This is a genomic window from Actinoplanes sp. NPDC049118, assembly GCF_040648555.1.
In the GTDB taxonomy this organism is placed as follows: Bacteria; Actinomycetota; Actinomycetes; order Mycobacteriales; family Micromonosporaceae; genus Actinoplanes.
This window is the reverse complement of record NZ_JBEZDY010000002.1, coordinates 230458-249609: the sequence shown is the minus strand read 5'-3', so window position 1 is coordinate 249609 and position 19152 is coordinate 230458. Positions and strand designations below refer to the sequence as shown.

Sequence of the window (19152 nt, the reverse complement as noted above, 5' to 3'; positions counted from 1 at the left end):
TAACAGCCTGCGCACGGGACCTGGCCACGCCACTCGACGACACGGCAAGCAGGCCCTACCGACCCGACCCCCACACCGACACACCACCCAGCGCCCGCGACCCAGCCACGCCCAACACCATCCACACCGACACAGCGAGCGGGCCCTACCGACCACACCTCGATACCGACAGAACAGCCTGCGCACGGGACCTGGCCACGCCACTCGACGACACGGCAAGCAGGCCCTACCGACCCGACCCCCACACCGACACACCACCCAGCGCCCGCAACCCAGCCACACCGACCGCCGGCCAAACCGACACAACAACCAGACGCCACCCACCCCACCTCCATACCGCCAGAGCGGCCTGCGCACGGGACCCGGCCACGCCACTCGACGACACGGCAGGTGGGGCCCACACCCGGTCGAGTGACCACCACCATCAACCGGTGGACGCCACTTCATCGCGCGTCCTTACCGGACCGAGCGGCTTCATCCGGGCAAGCGGCAGAGCGACACCATCGGAGGAGCCCAGGCCGGGCGACCACCCCACGATGCGCGACACACACGGACCCAAGGACAGACCCGGACCGAACGGCCACACCCGGACACACGAACCTAGAGCCAGGCCCGGACCGAGCGAGCCCACCAAGACACACGGACCCAGAAACGGACCCGGACCGACCGCACACCTCCAGACACACGAACCCAGAGCCAGGCCCAGACCGAGCGAGCCCACCAAGACACACGGACCCAGAGACCGACCCGGGCCGAGCAGGCAGGCCCGGACAGGTGGCGCGGGTGCCAATGGCGCAGCCCAGGCCCGCGCGCCCGCGTGGGCCGCGCCTACCATGCTGTTTTCACAGGTCGGGCGTGCCGGCGACCTCACTCCGGCCCAGGCCTACCGGGCCAGTCAGGGCCGCTTGTGGTGAGCGCGCAGGAGGAAGCCGAACATCTCGGCGCGCGACCAACGTGGGACTGTCTCGCCTGTGGGCATCCGTGGCCGTGCGCGCATGCCAAGGACGAACTGCTCACCGAGTTCCACCGCCATCCGTCCAGCTTGGCGATCTACATGTCGTCGTACATGTGCGAGGCGATGAACGACCTCATCGCCCATGGCGAGGCACCGCCCCCGGATCTCTACGAGCGTTTCCTCTCGTGGGTGCGGCCGAGTCTCACCGGGTTGCCGGCACCGAAACTCCTGGACGATCAGTAGTAAGCGGACGATCAGCAATGAGTACCGGAGTTGCCGACCCCGCATAACCGCTCCCGATGTCGCAGTAATTTGGGCAGACGGCGGCCGGGACCTCGTAGGGACCGCCGACCGCCGCCGCCTTGCACCACCCGATCGAGCTCGGCCTTCTCAGCGTGGCTGTAGGAGCGTACCGACAATCGAACATACGTACAATGCTATGGAGCATCGTGACCACGTACGGTGTTAGCCATGATCGATCCCTCGGCCGATCGCGCGGTCTTCCGCCAGCTCGCCGATCTGTTGCGCGACCAGATTGAGTCCGGCGACCTCGCCCCCGGCGAGCCGCTGCCCAGCGAATTGCGCCTGGCCCAGGAGTACGGCATCAGTCGCACCACCGTTCGCCAGGCCATCGGCCAACTGCGCACGGAGGGACTGGTCACGGTCGACCGACCACGCGGGACGTTCGTCCGGGTGCCGGAGCCGACCGAGACCGTGACCCTCGGCCGCGGCGAGCGCGCGGGCGCCCGCATGCCGACCGACGCGGAGCGCCGGCAGTACCGCCTGGGCGAGGGCGTCCCGGTGCTGGTCATCACGGCGACCGACGGCACGAAGACGGTGCACCCGGCAGACCGGGTCCAGCTCACCCGCCCGTAACCTCGCGCCGCTGACCCGCCGGTGGCCTCACGCCACTCACCCGCCTTGGCCTCACGCCGCTCATCCGCCCTGGTCTCACGCCGCCACCCGCCCATGGCCTCACGCCGCCCACCCGCGGCGGCCGTGCCGGTCCGGCACCGCACGGATCGACCGCGCTGCGCACCCGCGCACGCCGAAGGCCCGCGCCGGCCTCCGGAAGGCCCGCCTACTTCCGGGTGCGGCGGCGATAGCCGTGATCGGCGTCCCAGGACTCGATGACTAAATGGTCCGCGGGCACTCCCACGTATGTCAGGGACACCTCCGCGATGTCGACCCGGAAGAACCCCGCGTCGGCGAAGGGCGTGTCCGGCGGCGGCGGTACCTCCACTGCCCTTCCCGCCAGCTTGGCGTCACCCGGCCAGCTCTCGGGGTGGTCGGCCGGCGGCTCCAGGGTCGGGCTGTGTATCGCGATCCGGGGGTCGCGACGCACGTCCCGAAGCTTCATCGAGCCGTCCATCATGCCGAACGTGATCTCGCCGTCATCGAACTTCATCTCGCTTCCGCTGATGCGTGGGGATCCGTCACGACGCAACGTCGCGATGGTCTTGTTGGTGCCCGCTTCGAAGCGCGCCTTGACCTTCGCCGGGAACTCGTCGAAATCCCTCTCGAGGTCCTGCCAACTCGCCATGCTGAAGACCCTAGAAGCCGGGTCCGACGAATCAGCCGAGCGGCCCGGCCGGGGCCGCGCCACCCGCGCGGACGGACAACTCGGATTCGAACGACGGTTCGAACGACAGCTCAAGCAACAGCCCAAACGACCAGTCCATCACCACACCGGCGACTGCCGCCGAGGTCAACCCCGACCAAAGCCAATCCGACCAAAGCCAATCCGGTCGAAGCCAGCGCGATCGGAGTCAGCCCGGTCGGAGCCAGCCCGGTCGAAGCCAGCCCGGCAGAAGCCAGCCCGGCAGAAGCCAGTCAGATCGAAGGTCACCCGATCGCTCAGCAAAGCGGGGCGAACCGCCCGCGCCACAAACGCGGGGCCGCCCAAGGATCCACCGGGTCAGAACATGTTGTACTGCTCCACCGACAGCGTGAAGCCGTGCCCCGTCGCCGTGTTCATGCAGCGCATCGCCTTTCGATCGCTGCCGCACATGAAGTCGCCCGCCCGCACCGCGTCCCCGTACTTCAGCGTCTCCTTCGCACCCAGCACCGTGTCTCCCGCGCAGGTGAACGCCGCCTCCTCCGCCTGGTACACGGAGATTCCGCCGGCCCAGTCCAGCTCGCAGTCGGTCGGCGCCGGCGGTGGCTTCCAGGCCTTCTTCACGATGTCGCAGCGCGCGCCGTCCTTGTCGACGTAGCAGCCGATGTTTCCCGACGGCGATACGAAGTTGGCTTCCGTGACCGTCGCCGTCGGCATGGCCGGCGCGTCGCCGAGGCCCGCGCTCGCCGGCGTCGGAGGCGATGGGTCCGGTGTGTCCCGGGGGGCCGTACACGCCCCGAGCGCCAACATCAGCAGGACCGCCGCCCAGCCGCGTCCCAGAGCCATCTCCACCCCCGAGCCTCAAAGGCGGAATGATAGGGGCGTGGAGCAAGGGCAGTGAGCACCCGCGGACTGCACGAGGCGCTTCCGCCCGCCATGCGCGAGGCGGTCGACGACTTCGGGCTGCATCTCGCCCGCGTGGACAACCGTTCGGCGCATACGGTGCGCGCCTATGTCGGCGACGTCGTGTCCCTGCTCGACCATGCCGCCGGGCTCGGTTGCGCCGCGCCCGCCGATCTTGACATCGGCGTGCTGCGAGGCTGGCTCGCGCAGCGCATGGCCGAGGGCGCCGCGCGCACCTCGCAGGCTAGGCGGGCCGCGGCCGCGCGCACCTTCACCGCCTGGGCGCACCGGTCGGGGTTGGCGCCGGCCGACGTCGGCGCGCCGTTGTCCAGCCCGCGGGCGCATCGCGACCTACCATCGGTGTTGCGCGCCGACCAGGCCGCGGACCTGGTCGTCACCACAACCGACCCCCATGCCGTACGCGACCGGGCGGTCCTCGAACTGCTCTACGCGACCGGCGTACGGGTAAGCGAACTCTGCGGACTGGACGTGGCGGACCTGGACGAGGGGCGCCGGGTCGTCCGCGTCTTCGGCAAGGGCGCCAAGGAGCGGGTGGTTCCCTACGGCATCCCCGCCCAGCGGGCGCTCGACGAATGGCTGCTGCGGGGGCGGCCCGCGCTCGCACACGCCGGCAGCGATGACGCGCTCTTCCTGGGCGCCCGGGGCGGCCGGCTCCAGCAGACCGTGGTACGCCGAATCGTGGCCGCCGCCGCCCAGGCCTCCGGCCTTCCGCACACCAGCCCGCACGACCTGCGCCACAGTGCTGCCACGCACCTGCTGGACGGTGGCGCCGACCTCCGCGCCGTGCAGGACCTGCTCGGGCACGCCTCGCTGTCGAGCACGCAGATCTACACCCATGTCTCGACCGAACGCCTCCGCGCCGCCTTCAAACAGGCGCACCCCCGCGCCTGACCACGCCCCGACCCGGACGGCACACCGCCGAATCCAAGTCGGTACCTGGCGGATCATGACGGCCCGCGCCGAGCCCAGCCGCGCCGCGCGGCACGGGGAAGCACGAGGCCGGACAACGCGAGGCGAGGGCTGGGGCGAGGCGGGCTGGGGCAAGGCGAGGCTGGGCTGGGCGAGACGAGAGGTTGGATACGAGCATCGGTATTCGACCTCCCGCCCCGCTTGCGACGCGAAACCTGGACCTCGGCTCGGCGACGCCATGATCCGCCAGATACCCCATCAGACTGCGAGGAACAACCGGGACCGCGGCCGGATCGACCCGTACGATCACAGGGTGAGCGCCGGAGATCCGCCCCCGCCCATCCCGGGAGCGCGGCTCCTCTTCTCCTTGGATGCGGCCACCGCCTATCTCAATCATGGCTCGTTCGGCGCCGTCCCGATCGGCGTGCAGCGGGCCCAGCAGCGGCTGCGGGACGAGGTCGACCGCAATCCGATGTCCTTCTTCGTGCATCCCGGGCTCACCGACCGTATCGTCCACACCCGACGGCACCTGGCCGCCTTTCTCGGCGCCGATCCGGACGGCAGTGCCTTGGTGCCCAACGCCTCCGCCGCGGTCTCGCTGGTGCTGCAGTCGGTGCGGCTCGGCTCCGGCGACGAGGTGCTGCTCACCGATCACGGCTACGGCTCCAACGCCTTCGCCGTGCGGCGGCAGTGCCGGCGGGACGGTGCCAGCGCGCGGACCGTCGCCCTCGCGCTGGACGCTTCCGACGCCGAGGTCGTCGCCCGGATTCGGGGCGCGCTGCGGCCCGGCAAGACCAAGCTGCTGATCGTCGATCAGCTCGCCTCCCCCACCGCCAAGGTCCTCCCGGTGCGGGAGATCGCCGCGGCCGCCCGGGAGCACGAGATCCCCGTTCTCGTCGACGCCGCACACGTGCCGGGCATGCTGCCGGTCGAGGTGGACCGGATCGGGGCCGATTTCTGGGTCGGCAACCTGCACAAGTGGGCGTTCGCTCCGAGAAGTACCGCCCTGCTCGCCGTGGCACCGCCCTGGCGCCGCCGGATGGAGCCGCTCGTCGTCTCCTGGGAGCAGGATGCCGGCTTCCCGCTCGCGGTCGAGTTCCAGGGCACCGTGGACTACACGCCGTGGCTCGCCGCCCCGGCCGGGCTGTTCACCCTGCGCACCCTCGGGCTCGAGGACGTGCGCGCGCACAACGCGGCGCTGGCGGCGTACGGGCAGCGGGTTGTCGGCGCGAGCCTCGGCCTCGCGCCCACCGACCTGCCGCACCCCGGCGCGGCCGAGGCGGCCATGCGGATCCTGCCGCTGCCGAGCGGGATGGCCACGACGCAGCCGGAGGCGACGGCGCTGCGGCAGCAGATCGCCGACAAGCTGGCCACGGAGGTCGCGATCAACGCGTGGGGCGGTCGCGGATGGCTGCGGCTGAGCGCACAGGTCTACAACCGGGCGGAGGAGTTCGACCGGCTCGCCGAGCGCCTGCCTCCGCTGCTCGCCAGCCTGCGCTGAGCTGGCCTGCGTGGAACTGGCCTGCGTGGAACTGGCCTGCGCCGAGCCGACCTACGCCCAGCCAGCCAGCCCGGAGCCGACCGACACCCAGCCGACCTGCCCCGAGCCGACCAACAGCCAGCCAGCCTGCCCCGAGCCCGCCTGCCCCGAGCCAACCTGCACGGAGCCGGTCTGCGCGGAGCCAGTCTGCGCGGAGCTGGCACACACGTTGACGTCACAGCGGACGCAGGCGCACGCGCCCGAGACCCAGCAGAATGAGCGGGTCGAGATAGGCATCCCCGCGGCGCAGCCCCCAGTGCAGGCAGGCCGAAGCCGGGCAGCCCAGGTGCCCGCCCGCAAGGGTGCCGATCCGATCGCCGGCGACGACGACCGCGCCGGCCCGCAGGTCGGTCAGCACAGGCTCATAGGTCGTCCGGAGCCCGCCGGGATGCGCGATGCTGACCACGCCCCGCCCCGCGACGCTACCGGCGAAGACGATCGTGCCCGGCCCCGCCGACCGCACCGCACCGCCCGAAGCCGCGGCCAGGTCGACGCCGCGGTGCCCAGCCAGCCAGGGCGCCGGCGGCGGGTCGAAGCGCCGCACGACCACCGGACCGTCGACCGGCCAGCCGTAGGCCGCCTGGTTGGGCACGGCAGCCTGGTTGGGCACGGCAGCCCGGTTGGGCACGGCAGCCCGGTTGGGCACGGCAGCCCGGTTGGGCACGGCAGCCCAGGTGGGCGTAGAAGCCCAGGTGGGCACGGAAGCGCCGGCGAGCGCCAGCAGGGCCGAGAGCAGGAGATGCATGCCCGGCATCGTGCTCTTCCGCGGGCACGGCCGCGACCCAGCCTGTGGATAACCTAGCTGCCGCCGAAGCCCGCCTCATCGGGCAGCGAGATGTCCGGCTTCTCGAGCTCCTCCACGTTGACGTCCTTGAAGGTCATCACGCGAACGTTCTTGACGAAGCGGGCCGGACGATACATGTCCCAGACCCAGGCGTCGTGCATCTCTACCTCGAAATACACCTCGCCGTCGGAGTTGCGTACGTGCAGGTCGACCTGGTTGGCCAGGTAGAACCGGCGCTCCGTCTCCACAACGTACGAGAACTGTCGGACGATGTCGCGGTACTCCCGGTAGAGCTGCAGCTCCATCTCGGTCTCGTACTTCTCGAGATCCTCTGCGCTCATCGCTTCTCGCCCTCCATGGCCTCATCTTCCCCCACCGGCACCGGCGGCCGAGGCTGCTCGCCCGACGCCACGCCGACGGTACCCTCCACCGCTGGCCAGAGCATCAGCGGCTCGGCGGTGACCGGAGGCGGAATCGCGGGCCGGCGCGCGCGGGGCGGCCGGTTGCCGCGCCCGGAGACCGCGGCCACGTTCACGTACGAGAAGCGGTGTTCGACGCAGGGGCCGAAGCGGATCAAGGCCGCGCTGTGCTCGTCGGTGATGTAGCCCTTGTGCACCGCGAAGCCGTAGTCCGGGAATCGACCGTCCAGCTCGACCATCAGCCGGTCCCTGGTGACCTTGGCGAGCACGCTGGCCGCGGCGACGCAGGCGGCGACCCGGTCGCCCTTCCAGACGGCGAGGCCCGGCGCGCCGAGCCCGTCGACCGGGAAGCCGTCCGTGAGCACGTACTCCGGCCTGGTCGTGAGCGACGCGAGCGCGCGGCGCATCGCGGACAGGTTGCAGACGTGCAGGCCGCGTCCGTCCACCTCGGCCGGCGGGATGATCACCACCGACCAGGCCAGCGCCCGGGCGACCACCTCGTCGTAGACGCGCTCGCGGGCGGCGGGGGTGAGCAGCTTGGAGTCGGCCAGTTCGTCGATCTCGCCGCGCCGGCCCTCGGGCAGGATGGCCGCGGCGGCCACGAGCGGCCCGGCGCAGGCGCCACGGCCCGCCTCGTCGGCGCCGGCAACGTGGCGGAAGCCGCGGCGCTGCAGCGCGCGCTCGAGGGCGTAGAGGCCGCCTTCGCGGCGCACCACCGTGCGGGGTGGGCTGAGCATCAGCAGGCCCGTCGCAGCAGGTCGGCGAGGCCGATCGGGTAGATCTGCTCGGTCGAGGCGTCCAGCTCCGCCGCCGACCACCAGCGGTGGTCGGTGATGGTCAGCCGCTCGACCGCGTCGAATCCGCGGGTGTCGACCTGCCACCGCGGCACCCGGAGGCGGAAGAAGTCCTGTTCCTGCCGGTACTGCCGGTTTTCGAAGCTGAACTCGGTGACCTCGTGGTGCACCGGCTCGCCGAGGTCGGCGGGCTCGACCTTCAGCCCGGTCTCCTCGAACAGCTCCCGGGCGGCGCCCGCCGCGGGCGTCTCGCCCTCGTCCAGGCCCCCGCCGGGCGTGAACCACCACCGCAGGCCGGGGCGGGCCGGGTCGCCGCCGTGCAGCAGCAGCGCACGGTCGGCGGAGTCGATCAGGAGCACCCGGGCAGCCTGTCGGTCGATGACTGTCACGGCCCAAGCCTATTGCGCCCGTGGTCGATCTTTACCCCGGGTCAGTTGGCGGGCGGCGAGTCCGGGATCGCGTCGAATTCCTCGGGCACCGAGAGCCAGGCCGCCCGGCTCACCGGCCAGAAGATCGTGAACGCCCGACCGACGACCGAGTTGATCTTGATCGTGGCTTCCTGGATGTTGTCGTCGCTCTGCTCCCAGTGCTCCAGCGAGTCGCCGGAGGCGGAGCGGTGGTCACCCATGACCCAGAGCCGGCCGGGGGGCACGATCACGTCGAACTTCTCGTCCGCGGCCGGGTCCTGCCTGCCGTCCGCGTCGGTGTAGATGTAGGGCTCGTCGAGCGGGACCCCGTTGATGACCAGGCGCTCCTGGTCGTCGCAGCAGACCACGTGGTCGCCGGGCACGCCGATGACGCGCTTGATGAAGTCCTCGCCCTCGGTGCCGCTCTGCCACTCGGTCGGGGCCTTGAACACCACGATCTCGCCGCGGCGGGGGTCCCGGAAGTCGTAGACGAGCTTGTTGACCAGGACCCGGTCCCAGACGTTGAGCGTGTGCTCCATCGAGGGCGACGGGATGTAGAAGGTCTGCAGAACGAAGGCGCGCACCAGGACGGCGACGAGGATCGCCACACCCAGCAGGATCGGTAGCTCGCGCCAGAACGACCCGCGGCGCTTCTCTTCGGCTTGCTCGTCAATCACGAACGGAGCCTACGTCCCCGCGGCCGGAACCACTGACCGGAACGCGCGGATACGCCGACACTTAAGAGGAACGGGAGCATTACGGCCGCGGTGGCGGGATCGGGCTCGCGCCGCGTGTCTCCGGCGGCCGGCGCGGCCGCCACCGGGTGCGCGGCGCCGTACGCCTTCCAGCCGTCGGGCACGGAAAGGCTGGTGAAGTGCTTGGTCGGCCAGACCACCACGAACGCCCGGCCGATGATGTTGTCGATGGGAACGGGGCCCTGACAGCGGGCGTCCTGGGACACCCGCCGATGGTCGCCCATGACGAACATCTCACCCGCCGGGATGGTCACCTCGTCGAAGCGGCGGCTGGTGCACTGGCGCGGGTTGGGCGGTGCCTCGACGGGCGAGTCGTCGAAGATGTACGGCTCGTCGATCGCCTCGCCGTTGACCGTGATCCGGCCCTGATCGTCGCAGCAGGCCACCTTGTCGCCCGGCAGGCCGATCACCCGTTTGATGAAGTCACGTTCGCCCGGTCGGCTGACACCGACCAGGTCGCCGATGGTCCGGCCGAGCTTCGCGCCGAAGTCGTTGCTGAGCGGTTCGGCCGGCTGCTCGGGTGCCCAGTTGTCGGTGCCGCGGAAGACCACGATCTCGCCGCGCACCGGATCGCGCATGTCGTAGACGACCTTGTTGACCAGGACCCGGTCCTTGATCGCGAGCGTGTTCTCCATCGAGCCGGACGGGATGTAGAACGCCTGCACCAGGAAGGTGCGGATCAGGACGGCGAGGCAGAACGCCACCACGAGCAGCAGCGGCAACTCCTGCCAGAGGGGCATCTCCTTGCGGCGGATCACCCGTCCGCGGCGCCGTCCTGAAGAGGAGGCTCGATACCCCTGCATCGGTTCCACGCTACGCATCTCCCGCCGCCGTCCGGTCGAGCCGCCCCGGATACAGCACTACCGCCCGGGATCCCCCGTGGGAGACCTGTCGGGCGGTAGTGCGAATGGTTCACCAGCGCGGCGACTGCCGCAGTGGCACTGATTCCCATCCGTCACTGGCGCAAGCGTAATCCGCCCGCGCAGCAAACGTCAGTCCGAGTACATACGGCCCGGATCGCTATGGGGTTCAGCTGACGGTCTGCTTCTCGCGCAGCTCCTTGATCTTGGCCTTCTTGCCGCGGAGCTCGCGCAGGTAGTAGAGCTTGGCGCGACGCACGTCACCGCGGGTGACGACCTCGATGCGGTCGAGCTGGGGGCTGTTGATCGGGTAGGTCCGCTCGACGCCAACGCCGAAGCTGATCTTCCGGACCTTGAAGGTCTCGCGCAGCCCGCCACCCTGGCGGCTGATCACGACGCCCTGGAAGACCTGGACACGGGAGCGGTTGCCCTCGACGACCCGCACGTGCACCTTGACGGTGTCACCGGCCCGGAAGTCAGGAATGTCGGTGCGTCGCGACTGGGCGTCGAGTGCGTCCAGGGTGTTCATCGCTGCATCCTCGTCGTACTCAAAGCGCACCGGGAGTTCGATGCGCGAATGGGTGATTCTGACCGCGGCGAGCGCCGGCCGGTCCTCGTCCGCCCGCCCACGGCGTGGGGAGCGAACGGCAACCTCACTACTTTGCCACACCCGGGGGTGTGATCGGAAATCCGGCCCCCTCCAGCGCCGCCCGGTCGAGCTTGTCGAGCGACTCCGGCGGATAGGCCGCGAACATGTCCGGGCGCCGGGAGGCGGTGCGGAGCAGGGATTCCGTACGCCGCCAGCGCGCGATCCGCCCGTGGTCACCGGAGCGGAGCACCTCCGGCACCGCGCGGTCGCGCCACGACGCCGGCTTGGTGTAGACGGGCGCCTCGAGCAGCCCCGCCGCGTGCGACTCCTCGTTGAGCGAGTCCGCGTTGCCGAGCACCCCGGGCAGCAGGCGGGTGACCGCCTCCATGATCACGATAACCGCGACCTCGCCGCCGAAGAGCACGTAATCGCCGAGCGAGACCTCCCGCACGGGCATCCGGGCCGCGGCGTCGTCGAGAACCCGCTGGTCGATGCCCTCGTACCGGCCGCAGGCGAAGATCAGATGCGGGAGCTCGGCCAGTTCGTGGGCGTCCGCCTGGGTGAACGGCCGGCCGGCGGGCGAGGGCACGACCAGCTGCGCGCCGGGAGAGGCGACCGCGTCGAGCGCCGCCGCCCAGGGCTCCGGGCGCATGACCATGCCCGGGCCGCCGCCGTACGGGGTGTCGTCGACCGTGCGATGCACGTCGGAGGTCCAGGTGCGCAGGTCGTGCACGGAGAGGTCGAGCAGCCCGGCGCCCCGCGCCTTACCGATCAGCGACAGGTCAAGCGGGGCGAAGTAGTCCGGGAAGATCGAGACGATGTCGACGCGCACAGACGGGCCCTTTTTCTACAGATCGAGCAGGCCCTCGGGCAGGTCGACGATCACCCGGCCGCCGGCCAGGTCGACCGTCGGCACCATCTGGCTGACGAACGGGATGAGCGCCGTGCCGCCGCCGGCCTTCTTGAGCACGATGAGATCGGAGGAGGGCGCGTGGTCGATCCGGTCGATCACGCCCAGTACGGTGCCGTCGACCGACACCACGGAGAGCCCGGCCAGCTGGTGGTCGTTGAACTCGTCCGGGTCCTCGGGATCGGCGACCTCGGAGCTGTCGACCTGCAGCAGCACGCCGCGGAGCGCCTCGGCGGTGTTGCGGTCCAGGACGCCCTCGAACTGGGCGATCCCCTTGCCCTGGTGCCAGCGCACCGACTCGAGCACCAGCTTCGCCGGCACCCGGTAGGCGACACCCGGAACGGCGGCGGCCGCCGGGCCGGTGCTCACCCGGCGGTCCCGGGGGACCTCCGTGGTGAACGCCGATCCGGCGGCGAATCTCGCCTCTGGATCATCGGTCCGCACTGTCACCAGCACTTCCCCACGGATGCCGTGGGGCCTACCGATCTGACCGACGACCAGCAACATCAGGCGGCAGCTCAGTACGCGTCGACGATGTCGACGCGGATGCCGCGCCCACCGATCGAACCGATGACCTGACGCAGCGCCTTGGCCGTGCGCCCGCCGCGCCCGATGACCGTTCCCAGGTCCTCGGGGTGGACGCGCACCTCGAGCCGCTTGCCGCGGCGCGAGTCGACCAGCCGGACCCGGACGTCGTCCGGGTTGTCGACGATGCCCTTGACGAGGTGCTCCAGCGCGGGCCGGAGCGCCCCGTCAGTTGCCGTCGGCGCCGGCACCGGCCGGGTCCTTCGCGTCCTCGGCGACGGCCTCGCGGTTCGGCTCCGCCGCCTCGGCGGTCTTGGCCGGCTTGGCCTCGGCCTTGGCGGCCTCCGCCTTCGGCTCGGCGGCCTTGGCCTTCTTGGCCGGCTTGGCGGCCGGAGCGTCCGCGACGCCGGCGGCAGCCTTCGCCTCGGCCTCGTAGGCCGCGGTGCGGCTGACCTTCTCGGGCGCCATGAGCAGCGGCGGCGGGGCCGGCAGGCCCTTGAACTGCTGCCAGTCGCCGGTCTTCTCGAGCAGACGCTGCACGGCCTCGCTCGGCTGCGCGCCGACCGAGAGCCAGTACTGCACCCGCTCCGACTTCACCTGGATGATCGACGGGTGTTCCTTGGGCTGGTAGATGCCCACGTACTCGATCGCGCGGCCGTCGCGCTTGGTGCGCGAGTCGGCGACGACGATGCGGTACTGCGGGTTGCGGATCTTGCCCATCCGAAGGAGCCGGATCTTAACGGCCACGGTCTTGTTCGCTCCTGTTGCATGACGACCAACCCGATCAGTCGGGCCGGTACGCGGGTGAGCCGACGGAACCCACGTGGGGATATGGGACCGATGCCTCGAGGACTGGCGACACGTGGGGAGTTAGAGGGCAGCTCACGTACGCCGGACTCCGCCCATTCTGCCAGAGGGGGGAGGGGACTCCCAATCGGGCCTGGTTTTTACCCTGCCCTCAAGATCAAGACCTGATTCATGTCGTGCCTGGTTGCATGGATCTGACCGTCGCTCCCGCCGAGACCGGGCGCGGGCGGCCAATCGCCTGGCGGCTCATGAGCGGCCACTCGCACCCTAATGCCAGGTCCGTGCTTGGTTGAGGGTCAGATACGGGGCACCGCGGGGCGGTCCCAGCCCGGCGGCAGCTCGGCCGGCACGGGCCAGGACGGGTCCGGGCTGTAGGTCGTCCAGGTGCCGTCAAAGGGGAAGTCGGCCGCCTCGATCTGCTTGATCACCGACCGGCCCTGCGCGCGGACGGCGGCCTCGTCGCGGACCCAGTAGTGGTCGGGGTGTGCGAGGCGTTCGGTGAACTCGTCCTCGTCCTTCCAGTGCCAGCTCCGGTCGGGATTCACCACGATGTCCAGGTCCTGGTCGATCACGTCGACGCCGGCCGTGTGGCCGTCGTCCCAGCGCAGGGCCCGCTCTTCGAGGTTGACGTACCAGTTGGTGAAGGAGCCCTGGTCGTCGCGGAAGAACCAGACCGAGTGGTCGGCGTCCGGCGGGATGAACTTCAGCAGGCCCGGGCCCTGCCAGGTGCCGGGCACGACCTCGGTCGCAAGGCCGATCCACTCGCTGAACGGCATGTCCCGGATGCCGCGCCCGTCCCGGGCCACCTCGAACACGACCGCCGAGCCGCGGGCCAGCCAGAGCAGCAGCCCGCGCTCGTCGTCGACGACGACCCGGCACGGGCGCACGGAGGCGAGCCGTGCGCCGTCGACGTTGCGGTAGAGAACCTCGCGGCCCGGGGCGAACCGCACGTTCAGTACGAACGCGCCAGGATCGCGACCAGGTTCGGCTCGTCGTCGGTGTCCGGCATCGACCCGTCCTCGCGGAACAGGCAGCGCACGGTCACCGCCTTGCCGTTCGCCTCGGCCTCGCCGTCCGTGCCGACCGCCGACCACGGCACCCGGGCCCAGCCGGTCTGCGCGGCCTCGATCGCGTCACCCAGCGTCTTGACGTCGACGGTGTTGGCCTCGCGGAAGGACAGCGCGTCGTCGTACATCCGCTGCTGGTCGGCCTTCAGCGCGCTGACCACGTCGACCGCGACGTCGTCGAGCGCGATCGGCGACTTGGTGCCGTCGATGCGCCGGGCGATCACCGCGTTGCCGGCGGCCAGGTCGCGCGGGCCCACCTCGACGCGTACCGGAATGCCCTGGAGTTCGGCGTCGACCGCCCGGCGGCCGAACGGGATGTCGGCGCGGTCGTCGAGCCTGACCCGTACCCCGGCGGCCTTGAGCTCGTCGCGGAGCCTGGCCGCCGCCTCGGTGACGCCCTCGCCCGCCTTGACCACCATGACCTGCGCCTGGATCGGCGCGATCCGCGGCGGCAGCCGCAGGCCGTTGTCGTCGCCGTGCACCATGATCAGGCCACCCATCATCCGGGTGGAGGTGCCCCAGGACGTGGTCCAGGCGTGCTCGACCGTGCCGGCCGACGACGAGTACGTGATGTCGAAGGCCTTGGCGAAGTTCTGCCCGAGCTCGTGCGACGTGCCCATCTGCAGGGCCTTCGTGTCGCCCATCATGGCCTCGACGGTCATGGTGTTGGTGGCGCCGGCGAACCGCTCGCCCTTCGTCTTTCGGCCGGGCACGACGGGGATGGCCAGCATGTTGACCATGAACTCCTCGTACACGTGCTTGTGGATCTCGCGGGCGTAGCGGCGGGCGTCGTCCTCCGTCGCGTGCGCGGTGTGGCCCTCCTGCCAGAGGAACTCGGTCGTCCGCAGGAAGGTGCGCGGCCGCAGCTCCCAGCGCACGATGTTGGCCCACTGGTTCAGCAGCAGCGGCAGGTCACGGTAGGAGTCGACCCACTTGGCCATGAACTCGCCGATGACCGTCTCGCTGGTCGGGCGCACGACGAGCGGCTCGGCCAGCTGCTTGCCGCCCGCGTGGGTGACCACGGCGAGCTCCGGGGAGAAACCCTCCACGTGCTCGGCCTCGCGGCGCAGGTAGCTCTCCGGGATGAAGAGCGGGAAGTACGCGTTCTGCGCGCCCGCGTCCTTGATCCGGTTGTCCATGTCGGCCTGCATGTGCTCCCAGATGGCGTAGCCGACCGGCCGGATCACCATCGTCCCGCGCACCGGGCCGTTGTCGGCCAGCTGGGCCTTGGTGATGATGTCCTGGTACCAGCGGGGGAAGTCCTCCGCACGGGGAGTGAGCACACGAGCCATGAGGACGCATCGTAGTCGGCCGCAGACAAGCGAATCGAAACGACCCTTCTTTCGTGCGGCGCCACTACAAGATCAAGATCAATTTCATGTCGTGCGTGGTTGCATGGCGCTGACCGTCGCTCCCGCCGAGACCGGGGCGGGCGCCGGGGCGCCCACCCCTGCCAGCTGATTGCAACAAGATCAGCGGATCACGCGGCCACGCAGCACGATCCGGCTCGGTGCGCGGACCACCCGCAGATCCCGGCGCGGGTCGGCCTCGTAGACCACCAGGTCGGCGAGGCCGCCCTCGACCAGTCCGGGGAAGCCGAGCCACTCGCGGGCGCGCCAAGACGCGGCGGCGAGGACGTCGGACGCCGGGATGCCGGCCGCGTGCAGGAGCAGCATCTCCTCCGCGGCGAGGCCGTGCCGGATACTGCCGCCCGCGTCGGTGCCCACGTAGATCGGCACGCCGGCCTCGTGTGCGGCGGCGACGACCCGGGGGAAGCCGTCGCGTAGGGCGATCATGTGGTCGGCGTAGCCGGGGAACTTGGCGCGGGCCTGGTCCGCGATTCCGCCGAAGGTCCGGATGTTGATCATTGTGGGCACCAGGGCGGTGCCGCGGCGGGCCATCTCGTCGATCAGGTCGAGGGAGAGCCCGGTGCCGTGCTCGACCGAGTCGACGCCGGCCCGCACCATCTGCGCGACGCCCTCCTCGGAGAACGTGTGCACGGCCGCCCGGGCCCCGGCGTCGTGTGCGGCGGCGACGGCGGCGGCCATGGTGGCCGGATCCCAGGACGGCGCGAGGTCGCCGACCGACCGGTCGATCCAGTCGCCGACCAGCTTCACCCAGCCGGTGCCGGCCTTGGCCTGCGCGGTGACGGTCTCGACCACATCCGCGGCGTCGACCTCGATGCCGATGTCCCGCAGGTAGCGCCGGGTGGGCGCGACGTGGCGGCCGGCCCGGACCAGCCGGGGGATGCCGGGCTCGTCGTCCAGCTCGGGATACGGGTACGGCGACCCGGCGTCGCGCAGCGCGAGCACACCGGCGTCGCGGTCGGTGTGTGCGAGCTCCCGGGCCTGGTCCAGGCTCTCGATCGGCTTGGCGCCGTACTGGATGCCGAGGTGGCAGTGCGCGTCGACCAGCCCCGGCACGACGAACCCGCCGTCACTGATCGTCTCGGCCTCCGCGACCGGCTCGAACGTGACCCGGTCCCCCACCAGCCAGAGGTCCCGGACTTCCCCGTCGGGCAGGACCGTCCCCCGCACATGCAACGCCATAGGACAGTCCTACCCGATCACCGGTTCACCTGTCCCGGCGGGCGACCCGGAGGATTCGATCACGTTTACGGGTCCAGGCCGGCAGGTCCAGCGTGATCTCCCAGGGCTGGTCCACGGTGACGACCTCGTCCGTCTGATGACGGCGCTCGTAGACCCCGCCCGGGCCGAGGCAGAACTGCGTGAACGTGACACGCTCGGCCAGCGGGTCGATGATCCAGTAGGACGGGATCCCCGCGTAGGCGTACTTCTTCAGCTTGAGCTCACGGTCGCTGGTCTTGGACGACTTCGAGATGACTTCGACGACCAGCGGCACGTCGGCCGGCAGCACCGGGGAGTAGCCGGCGCCTTCCTCGCGGATGAGCACCACGTCCGGGCGCAGCTCATTGCGGCGATCAATCAAGATCGCCTGCTCGATGTTGATGATGAAAGTGTCAGGACGGCGCTCCTCGATCGCGACAGCCGTCTTCATGCCGAGGAGCTGGTGGATGGGAAAGGCCAGGGGAGTCAAGACAAGCCTTCCGTCGATCAACTCATAGTGAAGATCCTCGGGAAGGTTCACGATGTCGTCGACGGTCAGATCGTCTCTGCGGAGCAGGTCCAACTCGGCCGGGTGCAAATCGGCCAGGCGCAGGGAAGCGGTCATCGGCTCCTCCTCAGTGGATTCGCCATTCACCATACTAGTCATTGGACTAGTTGCTCCATGCCAATATCAGCGCTTGTCGTCGTCGGGCTTCTTGGGGTTGGTGAGCTTGTTGAAGTCGAGCTTCGGGAGCTTGAAGCCCGGCGGAAGCCCCTGGCCCGGCCCGCCGCCGAGCGCACTCGGGTCCATGCCCGGCGGGAGCTGCGGCATGCCGCCCGGGAAGCCGCCCGGCATCCCGCCGACGCGCGGCCGGTTGCCGCCCTTGGTGCCCTTGCGCTTGTTCTTCGGACTCTTGGTCGCCTTGCGGCGGTTGCCGCCCGGCAGGCCCATCATGCCGCCCATCTGCTTCATCATCTTCTGCGCGTCGGTGAAGCGGTTGAGCAACTGGTTGACGTCCATGACAGTCACGCCGGAGCCGTTGGCGATGCGGGCGCGGCGGGAGCCGTTGATGATCTTCGGGTTGGTGCGCTCGCCCGGGGTCATCGACCGGATGATCGCCGTGACCCGGTCGAAGTGGCTGTCGTCGAGCTCGTCCAGCTGGCCCTTCATCTGGCCCATGCCGGGCATCATCGCCAGCACGTTCGCGATCGGGCCCATCCGGCGGACCGCGATCAGCTGGTCGAGGAAGTCCTCGAGGGTGAACTGCTCGCCACCGAGCAGCTTGGAGGTCATCTTCTCCTTCTGATCCTCGTCGAAGGCCTGCTCGGCCTGCTCGATGAGGGTCAGCACGTCACCCATGCCGAGGATGCGGCTCGCCATCCGGTCCGGGTGGAAGATGTCGAAGTCCTCGAGCTTCTCGCCCGTAGACGCGAAGAGGATCGGCTCGCCGGTGACGTGCCGGACCGACAGCGCCGCGCCACCGCGGGCGTCGCCGTCCAGCTTGGAGAGGACCACGCCGGTGATGCCCACGCCGTCGCGGAACGCCTCGGCCGTGGTGACCGCGTCCTGACCGACCATCGCGTCGATGACGAAGATGACCTCGTCTGGGTCGACCGCGTCGCGGATGTCGCGGGCCTGCTGCATCATCTCCGCGTCGATGCCGAGGCGGCCCGCGGTGTCGACGATGACGATGTCCTTCGCCGTCCGCTTCGCGTGCTCGATCGAGTCCTTGGCGACCTGCACCGGGTCGCCGACGCCGTTGCCGGGCGCCGGCGCGTACACGTCGACGCCGGCCCGGGTGCCGAGGACCTGGAGCTGGTTGACCGCGTTCGGGCGCTGCAGGTCGGCCGCGACCAGCAGGACCTGGTGGTTCTGGCCCTTGAGCCAGCGCGACAGCTTGCCGGCAAGCGTGGTCTTACCGGAACCCTGCAGGCCGGCCAGCATGATCACCGTCGGCGGCTGCTTGGCGAACTGCAGCCGCCGGCCCTCGCCGCCGAGGACGGCGATGAGTTCCTCATGGACGATCTTGATGATCTGCTGGGCCGGATTGAGTGCCTGCGACACCTCGGAGCCGCGGGCCCGCTCCTTGAGGTTGGCGATGAACGACTTGACCACCGGCAGCGCGACGTCCGCCTCGAGCAGCGCGAGACGGATCTCGCGGGCGGTGGCGTCGATGTCGGCGTCGGTGAGCTTGCCCTTGCCGCGGAGCTTGGTGAAGATCCCGGAGAGGCGGTCGCTCAAGGTGTCAAACACGGCGCAACTTCCCGTTGGTCAGAGGTGAGGAGATGACCGCAAGCCTAGCCGCCCGCCGGAAGGGTCACCGGTTGCGCATCCGGTACGTCTTCGCCGCCGCCTCGATCCGCCGCTGGTTGCGGGTGCCGGGTGCCAGCGATCGCTTGGCCCGGCCGTACAGGTAGACGCCGCCGCCGACCACGATCGCGCCCACGATCAGGTACGCCAGGGCACCGACCAGCACGTGCAGCAGGCTGACCGCGATCCAGCCCACGACGATCACGCCGGCGATCGTCGCCACCAGGTACGCGATTGCTTTGCCCATCTCAGCCTCCCGAGGAGAAATTCGCCGCCGTTTCCACCATGCGCCAGCGGCGCAAGTGTGCGCATCGGGGCGGACCCGTAAGGGGTGGGCAGCGGCCGTTCGGCCACGCTACCTGCACAAATCGCGTATACCGCAGATAACAGGCGCCACTTCAGGCCCTTCTGTGGCGCCCGGTGGTGACATGGCACAGATGTCCGAAAAGCCGATATCGACCGCAACCTTCC

General features: G+C 70.2%; 24 protein-coding genes. 5 read left to right on the top strand and 19 right to left on the bottom strand.

The window, feature by feature from the left end:
• Positions 1-910 precede the first annotated feature (910 nt).
• Together AB0B58_RS03690 and AB0B58_RS03685 are read left to right on the top strand one after the other, a co-directional pair.
• Positions 911-1198 carry a hypothetical protein gene (locus AB0B58_RS03690; RefSeq protein WP_360216868.1) on the top strand — a complete coding sequence of 96 codons (288 nt, stop codon included), beginning with the start codon at positions 911-913 and terminating at the stop codon, positions 1196-1198.
• 228 nt (positions 1199-1426) lie between these two features.
• The gene (locus tag AB0B58_RS03685) at positions 1427-1831 is read left to right on the top strand and encodes a winged helix-turn-helix domain-containing protein (protein ID WP_184990121.1); all 405 of its coding nucleotides are present in this window, start codon (positions 1427-1429) and stop codon (positions 1829-1831) included.
• A gap of 205 nt (positions 1832-2036) precedes the next feature.
• Here AB0B58_RS03685 and AB0B58_RS03680 read toward each other — a convergent pair whose 3' ends face one another.
• Both AB0B58_RS03680 and AB0B58_RS03675 read right to left on the bottom strand, forming a co-directional pair.
• Entirely contained in the window at positions 2037-2498 is a 462-nt protein-coding gene (locus tag AB0B58_RS03680; protein WP_360216864.1) for a pyridoxamine 5'-phosphate oxidase family protein, read from the bottom strand.
• A gap of 375 nt (positions 2499-2873) precedes the next feature.
• The gene (locus tag AB0B58_RS03675; RefSeq protein WP_360216861.1) at positions 2874-3359 is read right to left on the bottom strand and encodes a DUF6636 domain-containing protein; all 486 of its coding nucleotides are present in this window, start codon (positions 3357-3359) and stop codon (positions 2874-2876) included.
• A 90-nt stretch (positions 3360-3449) separates the two neighbouring features.
• On the opposite strand from AB0B58_RS03675, the gene AB0B58_RS03670 reads away from it, so the two are divergent.
• From AB0B58_RS03670 to AB0B58_RS03660, 3 genes are all read left to right on the top strand, one after another.
• Positions 3450-4328: a tyrosine recombinase XerC gene (locus tag AB0B58_RS03670; RefSeq protein WP_360217476.1), complete on the top strand. Its 879-nt coding sequence runs from the start codon at positions 3450-3452 to the stop codon at positions 4326-4328.
• A 331-nt stretch (positions 4329-4659) separates the two neighbouring features.
• Positions 4660-5847 (top strand): aminotransferase class V-fold PLP-dependent enzyme, encoded by a 1188-nt coding sequence (locus tag AB0B58_RS03665; protein WP_360216858.1) that lies wholly within the window; start codon positions 4660-4662, stop codon positions 5845-5847.
• Between the two features lie 6 nt (positions 5848-5853).
• The gene (locus AB0B58_RS03660) at positions 5854-6105 is read left to right on the top strand and encodes a pentapeptide repeat-containing protein (RefSeq protein WP_360217473.1); all 252 of its coding nucleotides are present in this window, start codon (positions 5854-5856) and stop codon (positions 6103-6105) included.
• Here the strand turns inward: AB0B58_RS03660 and AB0B58_RS03655 are convergent.
• The 17 genes from AB0B58_RS03655 to AB0B58_RS03575 all read right to left on the bottom strand — a co-directional run bounded on the left by AB0B58_RS03655 (position 6062) and on the right by AB0B58_RS03575 (position 18928).
• Positions 6062-6631: a M23 family metallopeptidase gene (locus AB0B58_RS03655; protein ID WP_360216855.1), complete on the bottom strand. Its 570-nt coding sequence runs from the start codon at positions 6629-6631 to the stop codon at positions 6062-6064. The two genes, AB0B58_RS03660 and AB0B58_RS03655, sit on opposite strands and share 44 nt — an antisense overlap.
• Before the next feature lie 53 nt (positions 6632-6684).
• Complete coding sequence (locus AB0B58_RS03650) at positions 6685-7011, bottom strand: DUF2469 domain-containing protein (protein ID WP_023561849.1); 327 nt, start codon at positions 7009-7011, stop codon at positions 6685-6687.
• Positions 7008-7826: a ribonuclease HII gene (locus AB0B58_RS03645; protein ID WP_360216851.1), complete on the bottom strand. Its 819-nt coding sequence runs from the start codon at positions 7824-7826 to the stop codon at positions 7008-7010. The genes AB0B58_RS03650 and AB0B58_RS03645 overlap by 4 nt, the downstream gene beginning before the upstream one ends.
• Complete coding sequence (locus tag AB0B58_RS03640) at positions 7826-8272, bottom strand: NUDIX domain-containing protein (protein ID WP_360216848.1); 447 nt, start codon at positions 8270-8272, stop codon at positions 7826-7828. Before AB0B58_RS03640 ends, AB0B58_RS03645 begins: the two co-directional genes overlap by 1 nt.
• 41 nt (positions 8273-8313) lie before the next feature.
• Positions 8314-8967: a signal peptidase I gene (gene lepB / locus AB0B58_RS03635; RefSeq protein WP_360216845.1), complete on the bottom strand. Its 654-nt coding sequence runs from the start codon at positions 8965-8967 to the stop codon at positions 8314-8316.
• Positions 8964-9848, bottom strand: a complete 885-nt coding sequence (gene lepB, locus AB0B58_RS03630) for a signal peptidase I (RefSeq protein ID WP_360216842.1) — start codon at positions 9846-9848, stop codon at positions 8964-8966. Before lepB (AB0B58_RS03630) ends, lepB (AB0B58_RS03635) begins: the two co-directional genes overlap by 4 nt.
• A 226-nt stretch (positions 9849-10074) precedes the next feature.
• Positions 10075-10434 (bottom strand): 50S ribosomal protein L19, encoded by a 360-nt coding sequence (gene rplS, locus AB0B58_RS03625; protein WP_023561854.1) that lies wholly within the window; start codon positions 10432-10434, stop codon positions 10075-10077.
• Positions 10435-10561: 127 nt separating this feature from the next.
• A complete protein-coding gene (gene trmD / locus AB0B58_RS03620) occupies positions 10562-11326 on the bottom strand; it encodes a tRNA (guanosine(37)-N1)-methyltransferase TrmD (RefSeq protein ID WP_360216838.1) in 765 nt (254 codons plus the stop codon).
• 15 nt (positions 11327-11341) lie between these two features.
• Positions 11342-11908 (bottom strand): ribosome maturation factor RimM, encoded by a 567-nt coding sequence (gene rimM / locus AB0B58_RS03615; RefSeq protein WP_360217470.1) that lies wholly within the window; start codon positions 11906-11908, stop codon positions 11342-11344.
• Positions 11909-11922: 14 nt separating this feature from the next.
• On the bottom strand, positions 11923-12180 hold the full coding sequence (locus AB0B58_RS03610; protein ID WP_360216835.1) for an RNA-binding protein: 258 nt from the start codon (positions 12178-12180) through the stop codon (positions 11923-11925).
• A complete protein-coding gene (gene rpsP, locus AB0B58_RS03605) occupies positions 12158-12676 on the bottom strand; it encodes a 30S ribosomal protein S16 (protein ID WP_360216832.1) in 519 nt (172 codons plus the stop codon). The genes AB0B58_RS03610 and rpsP overlap by 23 nt, the downstream gene beginning before the upstream one ends.
• A gap of 356 nt (positions 12677-13032) precedes the next feature.
• Positions 13033-13686 carry a DUF402 domain-containing protein gene (locus AB0B58_RS03600; protein ID WP_360216829.1) on the bottom strand — a complete coding sequence of 218 codons (654 nt, stop codon included), beginning with the start codon at positions 13684-13686 and terminating at the stop codon, positions 13033-13035.
• A 2-nt stretch (positions 13687-13688) separates the two neighbouring features.
• A complete protein-coding gene (proS, locus tag AB0B58_RS03595; protein ID WP_360216826.1) occupies positions 13689-15095 on the bottom strand; it encodes a proline--tRNA ligase in 1407 nt (468 codons plus the stop codon).
• A gap of 180 nt (positions 15096-15275) precedes the next feature.
• Complete coding sequence (locus AB0B58_RS03590; RefSeq protein WP_360216823.1) at positions 15276-16352, bottom strand: amidohydrolase family protein; 1077 nt, start codon at positions 16350-16352, stop codon at positions 15276-15278.
• Positions 16353-16377: 25 nt separating this feature from the next.
• A complete protein-coding gene (locus AB0B58_RS03585) occupies positions 16378-16995 on the bottom strand; it encodes a Uma2 family endonuclease (RefSeq protein ID WP_360216820.1) in 618 nt (205 codons plus the stop codon).
• 66 nt (positions 16996-17061) lie between these two features.
• Positions 17062-18624: a signal recognition particle protein gene (gene ffh / locus AB0B58_RS03580; protein WP_360216817.1), complete on the bottom strand. Its 1563-nt coding sequence runs from the start codon at positions 18622-18624 to the stop codon at positions 17062-17064.
• Positions 18625-18688: 64 nt separating this feature from the next.
• Positions 18689-18928: a hypothetical protein gene (locus AB0B58_RS03575; RefSeq protein ID WP_360216814.1), complete on the bottom strand. Its 240-nt coding sequence runs from the start codon at positions 18926-18928 to the stop codon at positions 18689-18691.
• Positions 18929-19152: the final 224 nt, after the last annotated feature.